The following is a 16,561-nucleotide window of genomic DNA, read 5'->3' on the forward strand; positions in this document are numbered from 1 at the left end:
TGGCAGCATCTCAACCGGCATGAACAGTCGTTGAGATTGTTTCAGAGCCTCGGGGATTTTTTGCTGCATGCTGAAAGTCTCTGCTGCAGTTAAATGACCGACTAAACGCGGTTTACAACAGAGTCCTTTTTTCTTGTTAGTTACGCTTACAACAATGTTATGAACTTTCAGTCTGAAACCCGTTCTAACCCATCGTAGGACATCAATATTGAATGCCCTTCAAACCAAAATCCTTGCAATCAAGGAATACTTATTTAATTCGAGGAACATAATATGAACGTAAATAATGGTAACATTAGCGGCGCTACCGGGTATTCACCCGCGCCACAAGCTCCGGAAAACACACCAGAAGGTACTTGTTTTGGGAGGAGTGTTATCGTCATTAATAAACATGACAATTTTGGTAACAGTGCGTCAATCTTAGAAGGAGGCGAAATAAAAGTCACCTTTAGCGTGGATGATATGATCACTTCAGCCGAATTAAGTGCCGATGACACCCGGGCGGTGGTTAACACTCGTGATGGAGTGGCGAGCACCTACGTTAAGTCTGCTGATAGCTTCTGGTTCTTACAGGATCATATCACTCCAGACAACTTAAGTGCCGATGGCAACCGGGCGGTGATTAACAATCGCGATGGAGTGGCGAAAATCTACGTTAAGGATGCTGAAGGAGTATGGTTCTTACAGGATTCGATCGCTCCAGCCGACTTAAGGGACGATGGCACCCGAGCGGAGATCACCACTGATGGAGTGGCGAAAACCTACGCTAAGGATGATGATGGGTTATGGTTCTTACAAGACACTTCTATGGAGAGGTGATCAACTACGCTTCTTCAGTGCGGTGACTGCCATCAGTGCACTGCAAGTAGCGACAAAACGTTGAAAATCACTGAACTAAGAAGGGATTGTTCGATGGCCTCCGGCTGAGTCGGAGGCGTATTTTGTCCATAATGGCTGTGACCCTGCAGACGGCAGCATATCGACCATGATGCAGCTCTTTGGAGCCTTTCGGACTAAAGCCTGCATAGCGAGGATTCATTCAGAGCTTCGGGGGTTATTTGCTGCATACTCAAAATCTCTACTTCAGCAAAATGACAGGCTCAACGCGGTTTATCAGGGTCCTGTTTTCTTGTTAGTCACGCTGCCATCCATGTTATGAACTTTCACTCTGAAACCCGGTCTAACCTATCATAGGACATCAGTATTGAATGTCCTTCAAACCAAAGCCCTTGCAATCAAGGATGATACTTATTTAATTAGAGGAACTTAATATGCATAACGTAAATAATAACACCACTACCGGCGCTTTTGGGTTTTCAGAGTCAACCTCACAACAAGCTCCGCAAAACGCACAACAAGGTGCTTTCGGCCCAAGGCCTGTTATCGGTACTGGCATTTATGACAACAGCGTGACGATCTATTGTCCGCGAGCCGATGGATCAGAGGAAGCAAAAGCTACCATTTACCTTAAGGATCGGGTCGTTGCAGCTGCAGCGAAAACCGGTGATAGCAACCACCCGTGGTTTGACTTAAGTGGCCCCCGGGTAAAAGTTGCCACTGCCGATTGGTGGAGAATCTACTTTTTGAGAGACGATGGGACTTGGAGATAGCCGCGACCAACTCTGCTACTTTCAGTGCCGGTGAATGCCATCTATGCACTGCAAGCAGCGACAAAACGTTGAAAATCACTGAACCAAGAAGGGATTGTTCAATGGCCTCCGGCTGAGTCGGAGGCGTATTAACTGACGCCCTCAAAAGGCTTTTTTGCACTCAAAGACGCGAGCCAAAACCAGGTTTCAGCTGATCTCGCTTTACCAACAATAGCCTCTGGAAGACCGGCATAAAATCACAGGAGACATTAACCCTTTTATTCTGGATAATGTTGCAGCACTAAATTTACAACGAATAAATACGCTCAAGGATTTTATCCCAGGTATGAATAACCTACAGACCCCAAATCAGTTATACCATGACCCTTATCCTGACGATGAAATTGACCTTTTTGAACTTGCAGAGAAACTGTTTGCCCAGAAATGGCTGATTATAGTGATTACCACGCTGGCAACAGCCATTGCTGTGATTGCTGCCTTTAAGCTTCCTGTAAGCTACACGACCGAGGCTGTCTTAAATGAATCTTCCCCGGCAAATATTGCGGCTTGGAACAGTAACGTTTTCCTGATTGCCTCAAATGGTGAAAGCAAGGACTCCGAGCATCTGACCACTGAAGAAGCCTATCAGCTGTACCTGAAGTATTTAACCAGCCCTGCCGCAAGACGTTACGCATTCCAGAAGTCGTCTCTTGCAAACACTGCTTCCGATAATAGCTCAACGCCTGATCAAAAAATGCTCGCAGCACAATACAAAGCATTTTCTGATAACTTAGCTATCACAACGGGCAAGAATGATAATCGGACGAACATTCGATACAGCTCTTCAAACCCTGAAGAATCAGCATCGATCATTAATGAAGTTCTTTTGCCCTATGCTCAGGAACGGTTCGTAAAGAATATGCATGAGAACTTTCATGCACAGGTTGAAATAACGAAAAAGCAGATAAAAAGTCATATTGATCGTCTGGAATCAAACTTCATCTCTTATAACAGACTGCGCCTGACAGAATTGAAGGAAGCCTTAGCCCAGGCTCAAGCCGCCGGAATTACGGAACTCCAGACCAGTCAAGTGAATGCAACCATTATTGATGGAGCTACTTACTTACTGGGTGAAAAGCTTCTGAAGTCAGGGGTTGATGCGGTCAGTAGCAGAATTGAGAAGTATCGCTTTTACAGCAGGCCCAATGCAGAAGATAGCGCAGAAAAACCCTACATCAGAGGTGTATCCAGTCGTGTTTACCAGCTCGAACAATTAGAAAAACTGGACCCGGACTTTTCTACCATGATTCCTGCCAAAATAGAGCAACCTGCGATCGTGCCAGTTTCACCTTCTAAACCCAATAAAAAGCTTATCGTCGTTTTAGGAGCTATGTTAGGGCTGATGGCTGGCGTCTTTCTTGCCCTGATCAGGATAGCGCTGAAAAACAGAGAAGAGAAAAAGCGAGCTGCCGACCACAACTCTCTGAGCATGGTCGGCTAGAATATCAGAGAATATAGCGACTCAGGTCTTCGTCCTGAACCAGCTCGCCCAGATGCTCGTTAACATAAGCGGCATCGATCAGCAGCGGTGATTCGCTGTGTTTCAGGGAGAGGTCTGCTGCACTGTAGGAGATCTCTTCCAGCAAACGCTCAATCACGGTGTGCAGACGACGGGCACCGATATTTTCGGTGTTCTCGTTGACTGTCCAGGCCACTTCCGCAATACGGGCAATACCATCTTCAGCAAAAGAAATATTGAGTTCTTCTGTTTTCATCAGCGCCTGATATTGCCTCGTCAGGGAAGCATTAGGCTCAGTCAGAATACGAACAAAGTCTTTAGTGGTAAGTGCCTTCAACTCAACACGAATAGGCAGACGACCCTGCAGCTCTGGAATGAGATCAGATGGCTTGGCGAGGTGAAATGCACCGGAAGCCATGAACAGAATGTGATCCGTTTTGATCATGCCGTACTTGGTGGAAACGGTGCAGCCTTCGATCAGTGGCAACAAGTCCCGCTGAACACCTTCACGGGAAACATCCGCGTTGGAGCCGGAAGAACGCCTGGCCACCTTATCAATTTCATCGATGAAGACAATGCCATTCTGTTCAACAGACTCAATCGCTCTGGTTTTCAGTTCGTCTTCATTGACCAGTTTTGCAGCTTCTTCGTCCTGAACCAGTTTCAGAGCGTCCTTGACTTTCAGCTTGCGTTTTTTCTGCTTGCCGGCATTCAGATTCGAGAACATATTCTGCAGTTGGCTGGTCATTTCCTCCATGCCGGGAGGTGCCATTATTTCCACACCCATGGCCGCTTCGCGAACATCGATCTCGATCTCTTTCTCATCCAGCTGGCCTTCACGCAGCTTTTTGCGAAACACCTGACGGGTTGAATTATCCTGAGGCTTTTCGGACTCTTCCGAGAAGGAACGGGGAGGCGGCAGCAGGGCGTCGAGTATCCGCTCTTCTGTGGCATCAAGAGCACGATCTTTTACTCTCTCAACTTCCTGCTCACGCAGCATTTTTATAGCCGCATCCATCAGATCTCTGATGATGGATTCTACGTCACGGCCAACATAACCCACTTCTGTAAACTTGGTTGCCTCAACCTTGATAAAAGGGGCATTAGCCAGTTTGGCCAGACGACGAGCGACTTCAGTCTTACCAACACCGGTAGGACCAATCATCAGAATATTCTTGGGGGTAATTTCATTTCGCAGCTCTTCATCCAGCTGCATGCGACGCCAGCGATTGCGAAGAGCAATGGCTACAGCACGCTTGGCATCATCCTGGCCAATAATATGTTTATTCAGTTCGTGAACGATTTCACGAGGGGTCATATTTGACATGTCACAGACTCTGTTAACGAAAGATCAGTAAATTCACCATTTAAACGCTGTCAGCGAGAAGCCGGATTGTAACCGATTTCTGCTTTCGGCCTTCTGGTCAGGACTGCTCAATCTTGATTTCTTCGATAACCCGGTTCTGGTTGGTATAGACGCAGACATCTGCGGCTATTTCCAGACTTTTCTCAACGATATCTTTCGCACCCAGGTCAGTATTCTGGTAGAGCGCTTTGGCAGCAGACTGAGCAAAGAATCCACCCGAGCCAATGGCCAGAATGCCATCGTCAGTGACCATAACGTCACCATTGCCGGTAATGACCAGAGATGCTTTGGCGTCTGCCACAATCAACATGGCCTCCAGACGCTGCAATGTTCTGTCGGTACGCCATTCTTTCGCCAGTTCAACGGCTGCTTTTTCCAGACGCCCATGATGCTTTTCCAACTGGGCTTCAAAACGTTCGAAAAGAGTAAATGCGTCTGCTGTACCACCTGCAAAGCCTGCTATAACCTTGCCTTTGAACAGGCGACGCACCTTATGGGCATTGCCCTTGATGACGGCATTACCCAGTGAAACCTGACCATCACCCCCTACGACCACACTATCGTTTCGACGAACGGACAGAATGGTGGTGCCGCGATACTGTTCCAAGGTGGGCTCCTTTTAGCATTTTGCTTGATTCGTCGATTAATATTGGGGGCGAGACAGAATTATCAAGGGGGCGGCAGGGAAAAACTTTCCATACCGCATAACGCGCTCCTGACCAGTGGGTTATCCGCCTGATTTTTCGCATTAGAAAATTTCGAAATTAACCCCATGGTAACACTTAATAGTGTTTCCGCGCCTGACAGTCCGTTAAGTACTCAGCCATACGGAATCGAATATTTCTGGCTTATTGGGCAGGTGCTCTGCAAGGCGCAACGACGGGAACATAGCAAGCTATGTGAACAGAGTTGCAACGCATCACGACTGCATGGATGCAGGAGCTAGAGCAACGCAGGAGCAGTTGCCGCGAGTGCCTGAACAATAAGTCAGAAAATATGATTTCGTATGGTTGAGTACTTACATCCTATCAAAACATTTCAGGATAAAGGCGTAATCAAATGCAATCTCCTCTATCCATTCGTAACGCTTGCTGGCACCGGCATGACCCGCATGCATTTTCATATTGAGGATCAGGGGGTTATCGTCGGTTTTCAAGGCTCTTAGTTTGGCTACCATTTTGGTGGGTTCCCAATAAGTGACCTGTTCATCGGATATCCCCGAGTTGTAAAGCGTAGGCGGATAGTCCTTTGCTTCTATGTTGTCATAGGGCGAATAACCTGAGATGTAATCAAAGTCTTCTTTGCTGGTGATCGGGTTACCCCACTCTTCCCATTCTGGCGCAGTCAGGGGCAAAGACGCATCACTGATGGTATTGATCACATCGACAAAAGCCACATCGGCAACAACACAACCAAACAGGTCGGGTCTCATATTGGTCACGGCTGCCATCAGCAGACCGCCCGCACTGCCACCATTGATAGCAATATTACCCCGGGCCGTATAGCCACGACGAACCAGGTACTCACAGCAATCAATGAAATCATTAAAGGTATTCATTTTGTGCTGCATTTTGCCATTGAGATACCAGCTATACCCCTTGTCATCCCCGCCCCTGACATGTGCAATGGCATAGACAAAGCCGCGATCAATCAAACTGAATTTAGGCGAAGAAAAACCTGCCGGCATTCCATAGCCATAAGAACCATAGGCATACACCATGGCCTTGTTACTTCCATCCAGCTTCGTTCCTTTTTTGCAGATAATGGTCAGTGGCACCTGTTCACCATCTCGAGCCATGGCAAACTCTCTCTTCACTTCATAAAGCGCGGCATTAAAGTTGGGAACATCCTTGCGATAAACCTCTGTCAAAGCACCATTTTCCAGATTCAACTCAAACACCGTGTTTGGCGATACAGGTGAATCGTAGTCTAACCTGACAACGGTTGCCTGATGATCCCAGTCACCATAAAAATCCAGACAATAAGCCTCATCCGGCATTGAGATGATTGAGAGAGTTCCGGAATCCATATCCATCACAGCCACTTCATCCAGTACTGTCTGGTTATTCTTGCGCTCAACGATCAGAAAGTGGCTATAGAAATGGATACCGCCCAGGCACAGGTTCTTCTGCTCAGGCAGAAACTCCTGCCAGTTTTCCTGGGGCCACTTTTCCTGAGCAATCGTCATTTCAGAAGCTGCCGGACACTTCATAACTTTGAAGTCGTTGGCTCCATCCTGATTGGTCAGAATGTAGAAGTCGCCCCTGTAATGTTCCAGAGAGAAAGAGACATCGTTCTCGCCCACAGCAAACTTTTCAAACTGATCTGAATCCCGTCCAGCCAAATACACGACATGCGTCGAACCACTATCCAGATGAATCATGAAATACTCACGATCATTGGTTCGTGATAATGACAAAAACATGCTGTCGTATTCTTCAGGCTTGGAAAAGATTAACTCTTTTTCAGCAACACCTTTATGGATATGGACTTTGTATACATCACGACCACGACCTGACTCATCCCGCTCAACAATGTACAGATGCTCATTGCCGTGCCAGAGAAAAGACCCGGTACTGTTTGCAAACTCCCAATCCAGATCCTGTCCTGTCTCCAGATCTCGAACCCGAATAGTCCTCTCCATTGAACCGGTCAGATTGAAGCTGTAGGCAAAATGAGTCTGCTTAAGGTTGGTGCCTGAAGCACCGAAGATATAAAGCTCTTTACATTCTGCTTCCCTGTTTATGTCAAAGTAGACTTCTTCAGGCGCTTCTCTTGAGCCCTGCTTGCGACAGAGAATCGAATAATCCTTGCCTTTTTCTTCTCTTGAGTAATAGAAAAAACCACCTTCTTTGACCGGCCAGGATTCATCGTCTTCCCTGATACGGGAAAGAACTTCACCGTAGAGAGTTTCTTCAACATCCTTGTAGCCTTTCATAAACTCATCTTTGTAGGCGTTTTCAGACTGGATGTATTCAAGAACCGCCGGATTATCAAAATCCAGATCACCGGCAATAAACTTCTGCCAGTTTTTATCTCTCAGCCAGTGGTAGTCATCAACCCTGCTGGTACCATGTTGAACGATCTCGTGGGCTATTTTTTGGGCTACCGGTGCTTTCATACTTATCACCTGATTCATTTTTCTTCGCTTATGGCACTTTATCATTCGGGAGTATAAGTGGGTGAATCCAGCTATTTCATTCTCAACAACAGACCATCAATCTTGAAATCAGCCAGCACCTGCTTTGCCTGATCAATACTTTCTGATGTATCAAAAGGCCCCAGCTGCACCCTGTGCCACGACTCCCCTGCACCCACGGTTACCTTGACGACCCTGGGTTCCTGACCTGCCAAAAGCAACTGCGCCCTCAGACGATCGGCGTCTTTGGCACTTCGAAATGAACCAGCCTGCAACAAATACTTCACACCGGGCTTAGTAGCTCTTTTCGCTTCAGGCACGGATTTGGAGCCAGTTTTTTCACTGACACTGACTGCAGGTGGCGACTGGCGTTCAATCGGTTCAGGCAGAATCACTTCCTGCTCGGGCAGCACGGTATAAAAATCGAAGACCGGCTCCGGGCGTTCCTTACCCGACTGAGCCGTTTCAGCTGTCTCCATAGGAGCATTAACGGAAACAGGAGCCGGTGTCAGCTTGATCAGGAAAGCCACAAAAAAGCCTGCCGCAAAACCGGTTACCAGCCACATCCAGCCTGGCAGTTTCGACTGTTGATTGGATTTCTTTTTCGAAGCGGCCTTGCTGGCGCCTCTTCTTGTTGGAGTACGGGTGCTCATATGCCTGATGCAAAATCTGTTTCAAGAGAAAAAACAAGAAACTCATCGTCACTCATGAACCGGATTTTTGCACAATATCCTTTTTAACAAGACGACTTTAACGAACAGGATCATATTACCACGGTTCCCCATAGTTACCACGAAGTCACGACACCTTGTGACTTTACATCCGGTCCTGGTGGCCAATCCCGAGCTGAAAAAGGGCCATCTCAGACCGGTGATTACATTCCGCCGGAAATCCATGCACTGTACTGTCGCAGAAATGCACTTCATGAACCTCTTTGGTTTCAATCAGTTGTTGTCTTCTATTTCCATCTCCCCAGATTTCTATACGACTGCCTTCCAATTGCCTGGAATGCTCCAAATAGACAGTGCTTTTTGAAGATTGATTGGTTTTGTGTAACTTCAGGTTTTTCAGCATAACCATGTCACCACTGACATGAACACAAGGAATACAAATCAGATAACTCTGGTTTTCCACGCATTGTTTATTTGTTTCTATGACTTAGACGACCACATTTATTCTGTATTTCCTTCTATGTGAGCGGTTGGATACCTTCTCTGAAGGCATTCTGGAACAAAATATTCACTTAACTTGTCCTCCTTATCAGTTTTTTTTGGAAAATAACTGATTTTATCATTGATACACCAAGGAACATTAGAATGAAATATGCCGGTCATTTGTCGGTCAGAAGCGTTATTTTTATAGGTAATGATCGCGTGAACCTCACCATAACGACGTTTTACCCATAATGGGACCTGGATCTCATCAAAAGCGGGGTCATGGGATGCGGATGGTTCAGTTTTTATATTTTCAAAACTCAATTTGGCAGCGAACATTCCATAATCTTCATAAACGATAAAAATCCCCGGGGTAACTCCAGATTGCCAAGACTGTGAATGTTTAACAGGGTAGGTAAAGTTCGAATACGACACAATACGACTGTTTTCATGCAAAATCAGTGTGCATTCTGATGGGAATCCATGCACAGTACTGTCGCTGAATTGCACTTTAAAAACCTCCCTGGTTGCAACCACTGGATGCTCTTTATTCCCATCATTCCAGATTTCAATCTGGCTGACTTCCAGTTTTTTGGAGTGCTCCACATAAATAGGGCTTTCAATAGACTCACCCGTTTTGTGTAACCTGAGGTTCTTCAGCGTAACCTCGTCACTCTTGGCATGGATAAAGTGATTAAGATTACCGTAAAAATTAGCAAAGCTGCCACCGGCATCCAGTTCAAACCCATCGAGATACAGCAATTGGGTGTCTGAAGCCCGAATAAACTCATCAACACCGTTGGAAAATATTGTCCCCGCTAATGACACAGTTGGATACTTGCCATCAGTGGCAATACCAACAATACCCACATTGACAGCTCTGCCTGACACGGTAATCGGATCATACAGAGCAAAATCACTGGCTACAATATGCAGAGTATTTCGGGATTTCAGATTACCCCTCAGACTTCTGACCGGATTGTCATGGAAAACAACATTAGTAAAAACACCCGGAAATGCTTTTAAAACCTCTTCACAACGAGCCTGAACATCAGCTCTGGGGTGAGTGCAACAATATCCGGCATTTATCCACAAAGCGGACAATATTATTGGAAATCGGTATAACCAGATCTGCAATACTGAAAACATATCTATTTCCGTTAAAAATAGTTAGCATTAGCAAAAGCTGAATCATGTAAGTACCTGGCCAGTTGGTTTCGCATATTCTGGCGAGTGGATTTTTTCATCCTTCAAGGCGCAATGACGGGCGCGTAGCCGTAGCTACGCAACCAGAGTTGGAACGCAGAAGGGTGGAAAAAGCCGCCGTCCAGAATATGTGAAACCAACTGGTTAGGTACTTATAATGGTCAAACAATTCAAAAATTCAATTCAGAAACATTCCGTCAGGTGAACCACCCTCAGGCAAATAAGTCAAATGCTAAGGCGACAAACAGACTTAAATGAAAAATCACAATAAGAGCAGGCATTATCTTAGAGTTCTCGCTCGCTAATATTTAATAGTTTATCTAATGATATTCGCAACTCTATTAATTCTTTATTCCCTTTTATAGAAGCTGATGGATACTTTCTATGAAGGCATTTTGGAACAAAATCTTCTTTTAAAAATGCCTCATATTGAGGTGTTTTCAGGATAGGTATGGCTGCAGCATCTCCCTTCCAATGAACATCAGTAAGAAACATGAGAGTATTTGCCCGGTCAAACGTGTTATTTTTATAGGTAACGCTCGCGTGAACCTGATCAGGACCATTTACCCATAAAGGAACCTGAACCCAGTCAAGATCGGGATCATGATATGAGGGCGGATCGGTTCTTATATTTTCGAAACTCAAATTGGCACTGAATTTTTCAGGATCTTTATAAACGATAGAAATTCCCGGGTAAGCAAACACATACGAAAAACGTTCTTGTTTAATGGGTAAGGCAACATTTAAATACGACACCTGATAACTGTTTTCATGCAAAATCAGTGTGCATTCTGATGGGTAGCCATGCACCGTACTGTCACTCAAGTACACTTCATCAACCTTTCTGGTTTCAAGCAATGGTGGTTCTCTGTACCCATCTGTCCAGATTTCTAAATGGCTGACTTCCAGTATTTTGGAGTGCTCCACATAGATAGCGCTATCAATAGATTCATCAGCTTTGTGTAACTTGAGATTCTTCAGTGTAACTCTATCATTACTGGCATGAATAAAATGGTTAAGATTGCCGTAAAAATTAGCAAAGCTGCCACCGGCATCCAGTTCAAACCCATCGAGATACAATAACCTGAAGTCTGAAACTCGAATGAACGCATCAACGCCATGGGATAACATTGGTCCTGTCAATGACAATGTTGGATATTTGCCATCAGTGGCAACACCAATAATCCCCACATTGACGAAATAACCTGATACGGTAATCGGAGCATCCAGGGCATAATCACTGGTTACAATATGCAGAGTATTTCGGGTTTTCAGAATGCCCCTCAGACTCACAGCCGGATCGTCATGAAAAACAAAACGAGTAAAAATACCCGGATTTGCTTTTAACACCTCTTCACAACGAGCCTGAACTTCAGCTCTGGGGTGAGTACAAGAGTATCCAGAATCTATCCACAAAGCAGCCAATATTACCGGGAATCCGGATAACCAGATCTTCAATACTGAAAACATATCTACTTCCATCAATAATGGTTAATAAGAGCAAGACCTGAGTCAGCTGTAATGTTAGTAGCTCCAGAAATGTCCAGTTGTCAGCCGCTGTGTATGCAACACCCACATAAGTCGCATCAGGATAACGCGCTTTTATCTTATGAACTTCCAATGAAAAACGCTTCATGAACGTTTGCTTGCCACACTCAGGTGCTGCTGCGCAATAAAGATAGCAATTGCAGAACAAGCAAAATATGCTAATTTCGTAAGCAACTTTCATAGATTCAGGAGAGCTGAATCCGTGCATGCAAACAAAAACGCAATCTTAACTCTGTTTTTTTACACCTTTATATTCAAAGATGTTTTTGCCGCATCATTGGATAGAGTTGAACGATATGTGCCATCATCAGTAGTGCCCATTGACACATATCCATGGATTGCCTTCTCATCCTCCCCCTCATCATTATGTACAGCAGTACTAATATCTGACATTCATCTGTTGACTGCAGCCCATTGTGTAAGTTCATTAAGCGAAAATGATAGTCTACGACTTTTTTTCTTTAATAAAGCTCATGCTCCAGTTAGAGAGGCTGTTAGATATATCAAGCACCCTGATTACAGACATCCGAACACAATACACGACATTGCAATCATTGAACTGGAGGATTCAGTGAACATAGCACCTCCAAAAATGCAATTAAATGCAACATGCCCTGATCTCCGGGAAGTTGCGCCCCATCCAATGGCTGCTGGTTATGCAGGTAAAAAAATATTACGATCAGCTTCTTTATATTGGCCCTTTAAATGTCGAACCGACGTCTATCGACTTTGGTATAGGGGTACATCGCAGAATGGCGACTCAGGAGGACCTTTGTTTTATTTTCGGAACAACGAGACTTATGTATTAGGAATACATCATTCTTCTGTCAACATCTCGTTTTTAGCGGGTGCAATCTTTCAGAATAAAGTATCTCTGTCTTTCAATCATGAATTCATCAGTGACTCAATTGCGTTAGAAGAAGTGTATCAGGCGCATTCTGGCACCTGGTTTATTTCTGGTCATTCACTTATTTTAGAAAACTGGAGTAAGTTAGCTACATCCAGTACACCCACTTCATCCAATATATCTACTTCAACCGATACATCTACTTCACCCAATACATCCAGTTCATCCAATACATCGACCAGGTCCACCTCAAATACTTCATCCAGTACATCATCAAACTCACATTTTGTTGCCCTGCCTGCTCTGTTGTACATTGTTCTACAAGCCCCATAACAAAAAATTCCAGAAGCGCTACCCCCGCTGCCCTCACTCATGTATGCTTCGCAGGTTATACTGAACACCCGTGTTCTTCTCCGCTCTGCAATTAAAAATTTGTACATTTTGCAAATTTTTAATTGCAGAGTTTGAAACCCTTTAAATCCAGATTCTCGCAAAGAGCCATGATGGAAGAGCATTACCAGCCGCACAAGATTGAGACAGAAGCCCAGAAATACTGGGAAGAGAATGACAGTTTTGCTGTCAGTGAAGAGGCCGGCAAGGAAAAGTACTATTGTCTGTCCATGTTCCCTTACCCCAGCGGCCGACTGCATATGGGCCACGTTCGCAACTACACCATTGGCGACGTGGTATCCCGTTATCAACGTATGCAGGGTAAAAACGTCCTGCAACCCATGGGTTGGGACGCCTTCGGCCTACCGGCAGAAAACGCCGCTATCAAACACAAAACCGCTCCAGCCCCATGGACTTACGAAAACATTGACTACATGAAAGGTCAGCTCAAGCGTCTTGGCTTCGGTTATGACTGGAACCGTGAGCTGGCCACCTGCAAACCGGACTACTACAAGTGGGAACAGTGGTTCTTCACCCAACTGTACGAAAAGGGTCTGGTCTACAAGAAAATGTCTTCTGTGAACTGGTGCCCCAACGACGCCACCGTACTGGCCAACGAACAGGTAGAAGATGGCCGTTGCTGGCGTTGCGACACTCTGGTGGAGCGTAAAGAGCTGCCCCAGTGGTTTGTGAAAATCACGGCTTACGCTGACGAACTGCTGGCTGATCTGGATCAGCTGGAAGACTGGCCTGATCAGGTTAAAGCCATGCAGCGCAACTGGATTGGTCGCTCCGAAGGTGTTCAGATGACCTTCAAAGTGGCCAATCCCGTTGCCGGATCACCGGAAGCATTCCAGATCTACACCACACGCCCGGACACGCTGATGGGTGTGACTTACGTGGGCGTTGCTGCAGAGCATCCTATTGCCAAAGCTGCGGCTGCTAATAATCCGAAACTGGCCGCTTTCATTGCAGAATGTAAGTCCAACGGTGTCACCGAGGCAGAAATGGCCACCATGGAAAAAGTGGGTGTCGATACCGGTATTCGAGCCATTCACCCAATGACGGGTAAAGAAGTACCTGTCTGGGCTGCCAACTTTGTATTGATGGATTACGGCACCGGCGCTGTTATGGCGGTACCCGGTCATGATCAGCGTGACTACGAATTTGCTACCCGCTTTGAACTGGCTATCGAACAAGTCATCGAGCCCGCAAACGGCGAAGAGTGTGACCTGTCCAAAGAAGCGTTCACTGAAAAAGGCAAGCTGATCAACTCCGGGGAATTTGACGGCCTGACTTCTCAGGAAGCATTCAATGCAATTGCCGACAAGCTGATTGCTTTGGGCCAAGGTGAAAAGCAGGTTAACTACCGTCTGCGTGACTGGGGAGTCAGTCGTCAGCGTTACTGGGGAGCTCCGATTCCCATGTGTTATCTGGAAGATGGCACTGAAGTCACAGTCCCTTTGGAAGATCTTCCGGTTCTGCTGCCTGAAAATGTTGAGATGGATGGTGTTCACTCACCCATCAAGGCCGATCCTGAGTGGGCTAAAACCACCCATAACGGCCAGACAGCAACCCGTGAAACCGATACCTTCGATACGTTCATGGAGTCCAGCTGGTACTACGCTCGTTATTGCTCTCCTAAGACTGACGAACAAATGCTGGACCCGGCGGCTGCCAACTACTGGCTGCCTGTCGATCAATACATTGGTGGTATTGAACATGCCGTTATGCATCTGCTTTACTCCCGTTTTTTCCACAAACTGCTTCGTGATGCCGGCCTGGTTGACAGTGACGAACCCTTCAAAAAGCTGCTCTGTCAGGGCATGGTTCTGGCTGATACCTTTTACAAGCTGGACGATAAGGGCCTGAAGCACTGGATTGCACCAAACGAAGTAGACTTTGAACTGGACGACAAAGGTCGATTGATCAAAGCCACCCTGAAGGAAACCGGTGAAACCGTTGAGCATGCGGGCATGAGCAAAATGTCCAAATCCAAAAACAACGGTATTGATCCACAGGAACTGATCGATAAGTACGGTGCCGACACTATCCGTCTGTACACCATGTTTGCTGCACCTCCCGAGCAGACCCTGGAATGGTCCGAAAGCGCTGTTGAAGGCGCTCACCGCTTCCTGCGTCGTTTCTGGAAACAGGTTTCTGAACATCTGGCTTCCGGAGATGTACCTGCTTTGGACAGCAAGGCTTTGAGCAAGGAACAGAAAGACCTGCGTCGTAAAACTCACGAAACTATCAAAAAGGTTTCCGATGATTGCGAACGTCGTCTGACTTTTAACACCGCTATTGCTGCCATCATGGAATTGAACAACGCGATTGCCCGGTTCCGGGACAACAGTGATCAGGCTCGTGCCGTTCTTCGTGAAGCCCTGGAGGCCTCCACTCTGATGTTGGCACCTATTGCTCCTCACGCTATGCACAGCGTCTGGAATGCCCTGGGTCATGCAGAGCCTGTGGTTCAGGCTGGCTGGCCTGCGGTGGATGAGTCTGCCCTGGAGAAAGACGCCATCACCATGGTGGTTCAGGTCAACGGCAAAGTTCGTGCAAAGTTGGAAGTTCCAGCCGACATGGATAAAAGTGCGATTGAAAAGCTGGCGCTTGAGCAGGAAAATGTAACCAAGTTTACTGAAGGAAAGACTGTTCGCAAGGTGATTGTAGTACCCGGCAAACTGGTTAATATCGTTGCCAATTGATCGGTTAACGCCAGCCCCCTGTCAAAAAGGCCAGCATTTTTGCTGGCCTTTTTCCTGAGACGTCATTCAGCCGAGATAATCGACCAGGGTTTGAAATAAATAATCACGCTCAATAGGCTTGGTTAAGTAGTCGTCCATGCCTCTGGATAAGGCTTTATTTTTTAACTCGTCAATAGCATGAGCACTGAGACCAATAATAGTATGCTCTTCTATTCCGGCCTCCTGTTCAAACTCCCGGATTGCTTCGGTGGCAGTGTAACCATCCATGACGGGCATTTCACAGTCCATCAGAATCAGGTCCCAGCTCTCCGGATCACTCTTGCAGTATTCCAGAGCTTCCTGACCGTTTTCTGCGAAAACCGGCTCAATATTGACTTTCTTGAGTAACTTCTTCAGCACCAGTTGATTGGCGGGATTATCTTCAGCCACCAGCACTTTCTTGTTCTCCAGCACACCGGACTCAACGATTTGGTAAACGTCCATGATTTAACCTTCTTATAACAATTGCCCTACTTTCAGATTAGCGGTTAACCCAGAGTTTGCATTAATGCATCTGGTCTTATGCTCTATTAACGAGTCATAATCCCCCACATATATCACGTAAAATTCTTCATTTGTCCCAGGTAATGATATGTCTCAGCCCTTGCAAATCGCCTGCCCCAAATGCAGCACTCCCAACCGGGTCCCTAAAGAGCGCCTGGAAGACGGGGGCTCTTGCGGTAAATGCAGGAACAAACTCTTTTACGGCAAACCCGTAGAACTCAATTCCGGTAATTTCAAACGTTTTCTGGCCCAGACCGATATACCGGTTGTGGTGGATTTCTGGGCTCCCTGGTGCGGTCCCTGTAAAGCCATGGCTCCAGCCTTTTCCGAAGCAGCCCGTGAACTCGAACCCAACATAAGACTGGCAAAACTCGATACTCAAAAGCACCAGCAAATTGCAGCGCAATTGAACATCCGCTCTATCCCAACCCTGATTGTGTTCAAATGCGGGAAAGAAATTGGCCGTATATCCGGTGCCCTGCCCGCCAATCAGCTGAAGAAGTGGATTAAAAATGCGGCCAAAAGCTAATAAAAACCAGAGGCAATAAT

At 46.2% G+C, this 16,561-nt stretch carries 15 protein-coding genes and 1 pseudogene; 6 read left to right on the forward strand and 10 right to left on the reverse strand.

What is annotated here, in order from left to right:
• The first annotated feature begins 273 nt into the window (after window positions 1-273).
• The 3 genes from ACO6V5_RS12375 to ACO6V5_RS12385 all read left to right on the forward strand — a co-directional run bounded on the left by ACO6V5_RS12375 (window position 274) and on the right by ACO6V5_RS12385 (window position 3,090).
• Complete coding sequence (locus ACO6V5_RS12375; RefSeq protein ID WP_422132752.1) at window positions 274-819, forward strand: hypothetical protein; 546 nt, start codon at window positions 274-276, stop codon at window positions 817-819.
• Between the two features lie 452 nt (window positions 820-1,271).
• Window positions 1,272-1,610, forward strand: a complete 339-nt coding sequence (locus ACO6V5_RS12380) for a hypothetical protein (RefSeq protein ID WP_422408783.1) — start codon at window positions 1,272-1,274, stop codon at window positions 1,608-1,610.
• 325 nt (window positions 1,611-1,935) lie between these two features.
• Window positions 1,936-3,090: an LPS O-antigen chain length determinant protein WzzB gene (locus ACO6V5_RS12385; RefSeq protein WP_422137355.1), complete on the forward strand. Its 1,155-nt coding sequence runs from the start codon at window positions 1,936-1,938 to the stop codon at window positions 3,088-3,090.
• 4 nt (window positions 3,091-3,094) lie between these two features.
• Here the strand turns inward: ACO6V5_RS12385 and hslU are convergent, their stop codons facing one another.
• The 8 genes from hslU to ACO6V5_RS12425 form a co-directional block, all read right to left on the reverse strand.
• Complete coding sequence (hslU, locus tag ACO6V5_RS12390) at window positions 3,095-4,435, reverse strand: HslU--HslV peptidase ATPase subunit (protein ID WP_422132749.1); 1,341 nt, start codon at window positions 4,433-4,435, stop codon at window positions 3,095-3,097.
• A gap of 97 nt (window positions 4,436-4,532) precedes the next feature.
• The gene (gene hslV, locus ACO6V5_RS12395; RefSeq protein ID WP_257255452.1) at window positions 4,533-5,081 is read right to left on the reverse strand and encodes an ATP-dependent protease subunit HslV; all 549 of its coding nucleotides are present in this window, start codon (window positions 5,079-5,081) and stop codon (window positions 4,533-4,535) included.
• Between the two features lie 411 nt (window positions 5,082-5,492).
• Window positions 5,493-7,595: a S9 family peptidase gene (locus ACO6V5_RS12400; protein ID WP_422414107.1), complete on the reverse strand. Its 2,103-nt coding sequence runs from the start codon at window positions 7,593-7,595 to the stop codon at window positions 5,493-5,495.
• A gap of 71 nt (window positions 7,596-7,666) precedes the next feature.
• Window positions 7,667-8,266, reverse strand: a complete 600-nt coding sequence (locus tag ACO6V5_RS12405; protein ID WP_422442254.1) for an SPOR domain-containing protein — start codon at window positions 8,264-8,266, stop codon at window positions 7,667-7,669.
• A gap of 163 nt (window positions 8,267-8,429) precedes the next feature.
• Entirely contained in the window at window positions 8,430-8,687 is a 258-nt protein-coding gene (locus ACO6V5_RS12410; protein WP_422412084.1) for a hypothetical protein, read from the reverse strand.
• Window positions 8,688-8,785: 98 nt separating this feature from the next.
• Window positions 8,786-9,916 carry a hypothetical protein gene (locus ACO6V5_RS12415; RefSeq protein WP_422412086.1) on the reverse strand — a complete coding sequence of 377 codons (1,131 nt, stop codon included), beginning with the start codon at window positions 9,914-9,916 and terminating at the stop codon, window positions 8,786-8,788.
• A 342-nt stretch (window positions 9,917-10,258) separates the two neighbouring features.
• Window positions 10,259-11,323 carry a hypothetical protein gene (locus ACO6V5_RS12420; protein ID WP_422137348.1) on the reverse strand — a complete coding sequence of 355 codons (1,065 nt, stop codon included), beginning with the start codon at window positions 11,321-11,323 and terminating at the stop codon, window positions 10,259-10,261.
• Window positions 11,324-11,345: 22 nt separating this feature from the next.
• Window positions 11,346-11,609 (reverse strand): hypothetical protein, encoded by a 264-nt coding sequence (locus ACO6V5_RS12425; protein WP_422132743.1) that lies wholly within the window; start codon window positions 11,607-11,609, stop codon window positions 11,346-11,348.
• A 225-nt stretch (window positions 11,610-11,834) separates the two neighbouring features.
• On the opposite strand from ACO6V5_RS12425, the pseudogene ACO6V5_RS12430 reads away from it, so the two are divergent.
• Window positions 11,835-12,290, forward strand: a pseudogene (locus tag ACO6V5_RS12430) (trypsin-like serine protease); the annotation flags it as partial.
• A 191-nt stretch (window positions 12,291-12,481) separates the two neighbouring features.
• On the opposite strand, the gene ACO6V5_RS12435 reads toward ACO6V5_RS12430, so the two are convergent.
• Window positions 12,482-12,883, reverse strand: coding sequence for a hypothetical protein (locus ACO6V5_RS12435; RefSeq protein WP_422412108.1), 402 nt, complete (start codon window positions 12,881-12,883; stop codon window positions 12,482-12,484).
• Between ACO6V5_RS12435 and leuS the strand changes: the two genes are divergently transcribed.
• Complete coding sequence (leuS, locus tag ACO6V5_RS12440) at window positions 12,872-15,469, forward strand: leucine--tRNA ligase (protein WP_422137078.1); 2,598 nt, start codon at window positions 12,872-12,874, stop codon at window positions 15,467-15,469. The two genes, ACO6V5_RS12435 and leuS, sit on opposite strands and share 12 nt — an antisense overlap.
• 66 nt (window positions 15,470-15,535) lie before the next feature.
• On the opposite strand, the gene ACO6V5_RS12445 is transcribed toward leuS, so the two are convergent.
• A complete protein-coding gene (locus ACO6V5_RS12445) occupies window positions 15,536-15,952 on the reverse strand; it encodes a response regulator (protein WP_422132742.1) in 417 nt (138 codons plus the stop codon).
• 148 nt (window positions 15,953-16,100) lie between these two features.
• Between ACO6V5_RS12445 and trxC the strand changes: the two genes are divergently transcribed.
• Window positions 16,101-16,541, forward strand: coding sequence for a thioredoxin TrxC (gene trxC, locus ACO6V5_RS12450; protein WP_422132741.1), 441 nt, complete (start codon window positions 16,101-16,103; stop codon window positions 16,539-16,541).
• Window positions 16,542-16,561 lie beyond the last annotated feature (20 nt).

The organism is Endozoicomonas sp. ALD068, assembly GCF_049310145.1.
GTDB lineage: Bacteria > Pseudomonadota > Gammaproteobacteria > Pseudomonadales > Endozoicomonadaceae > Endozoicomonas_A.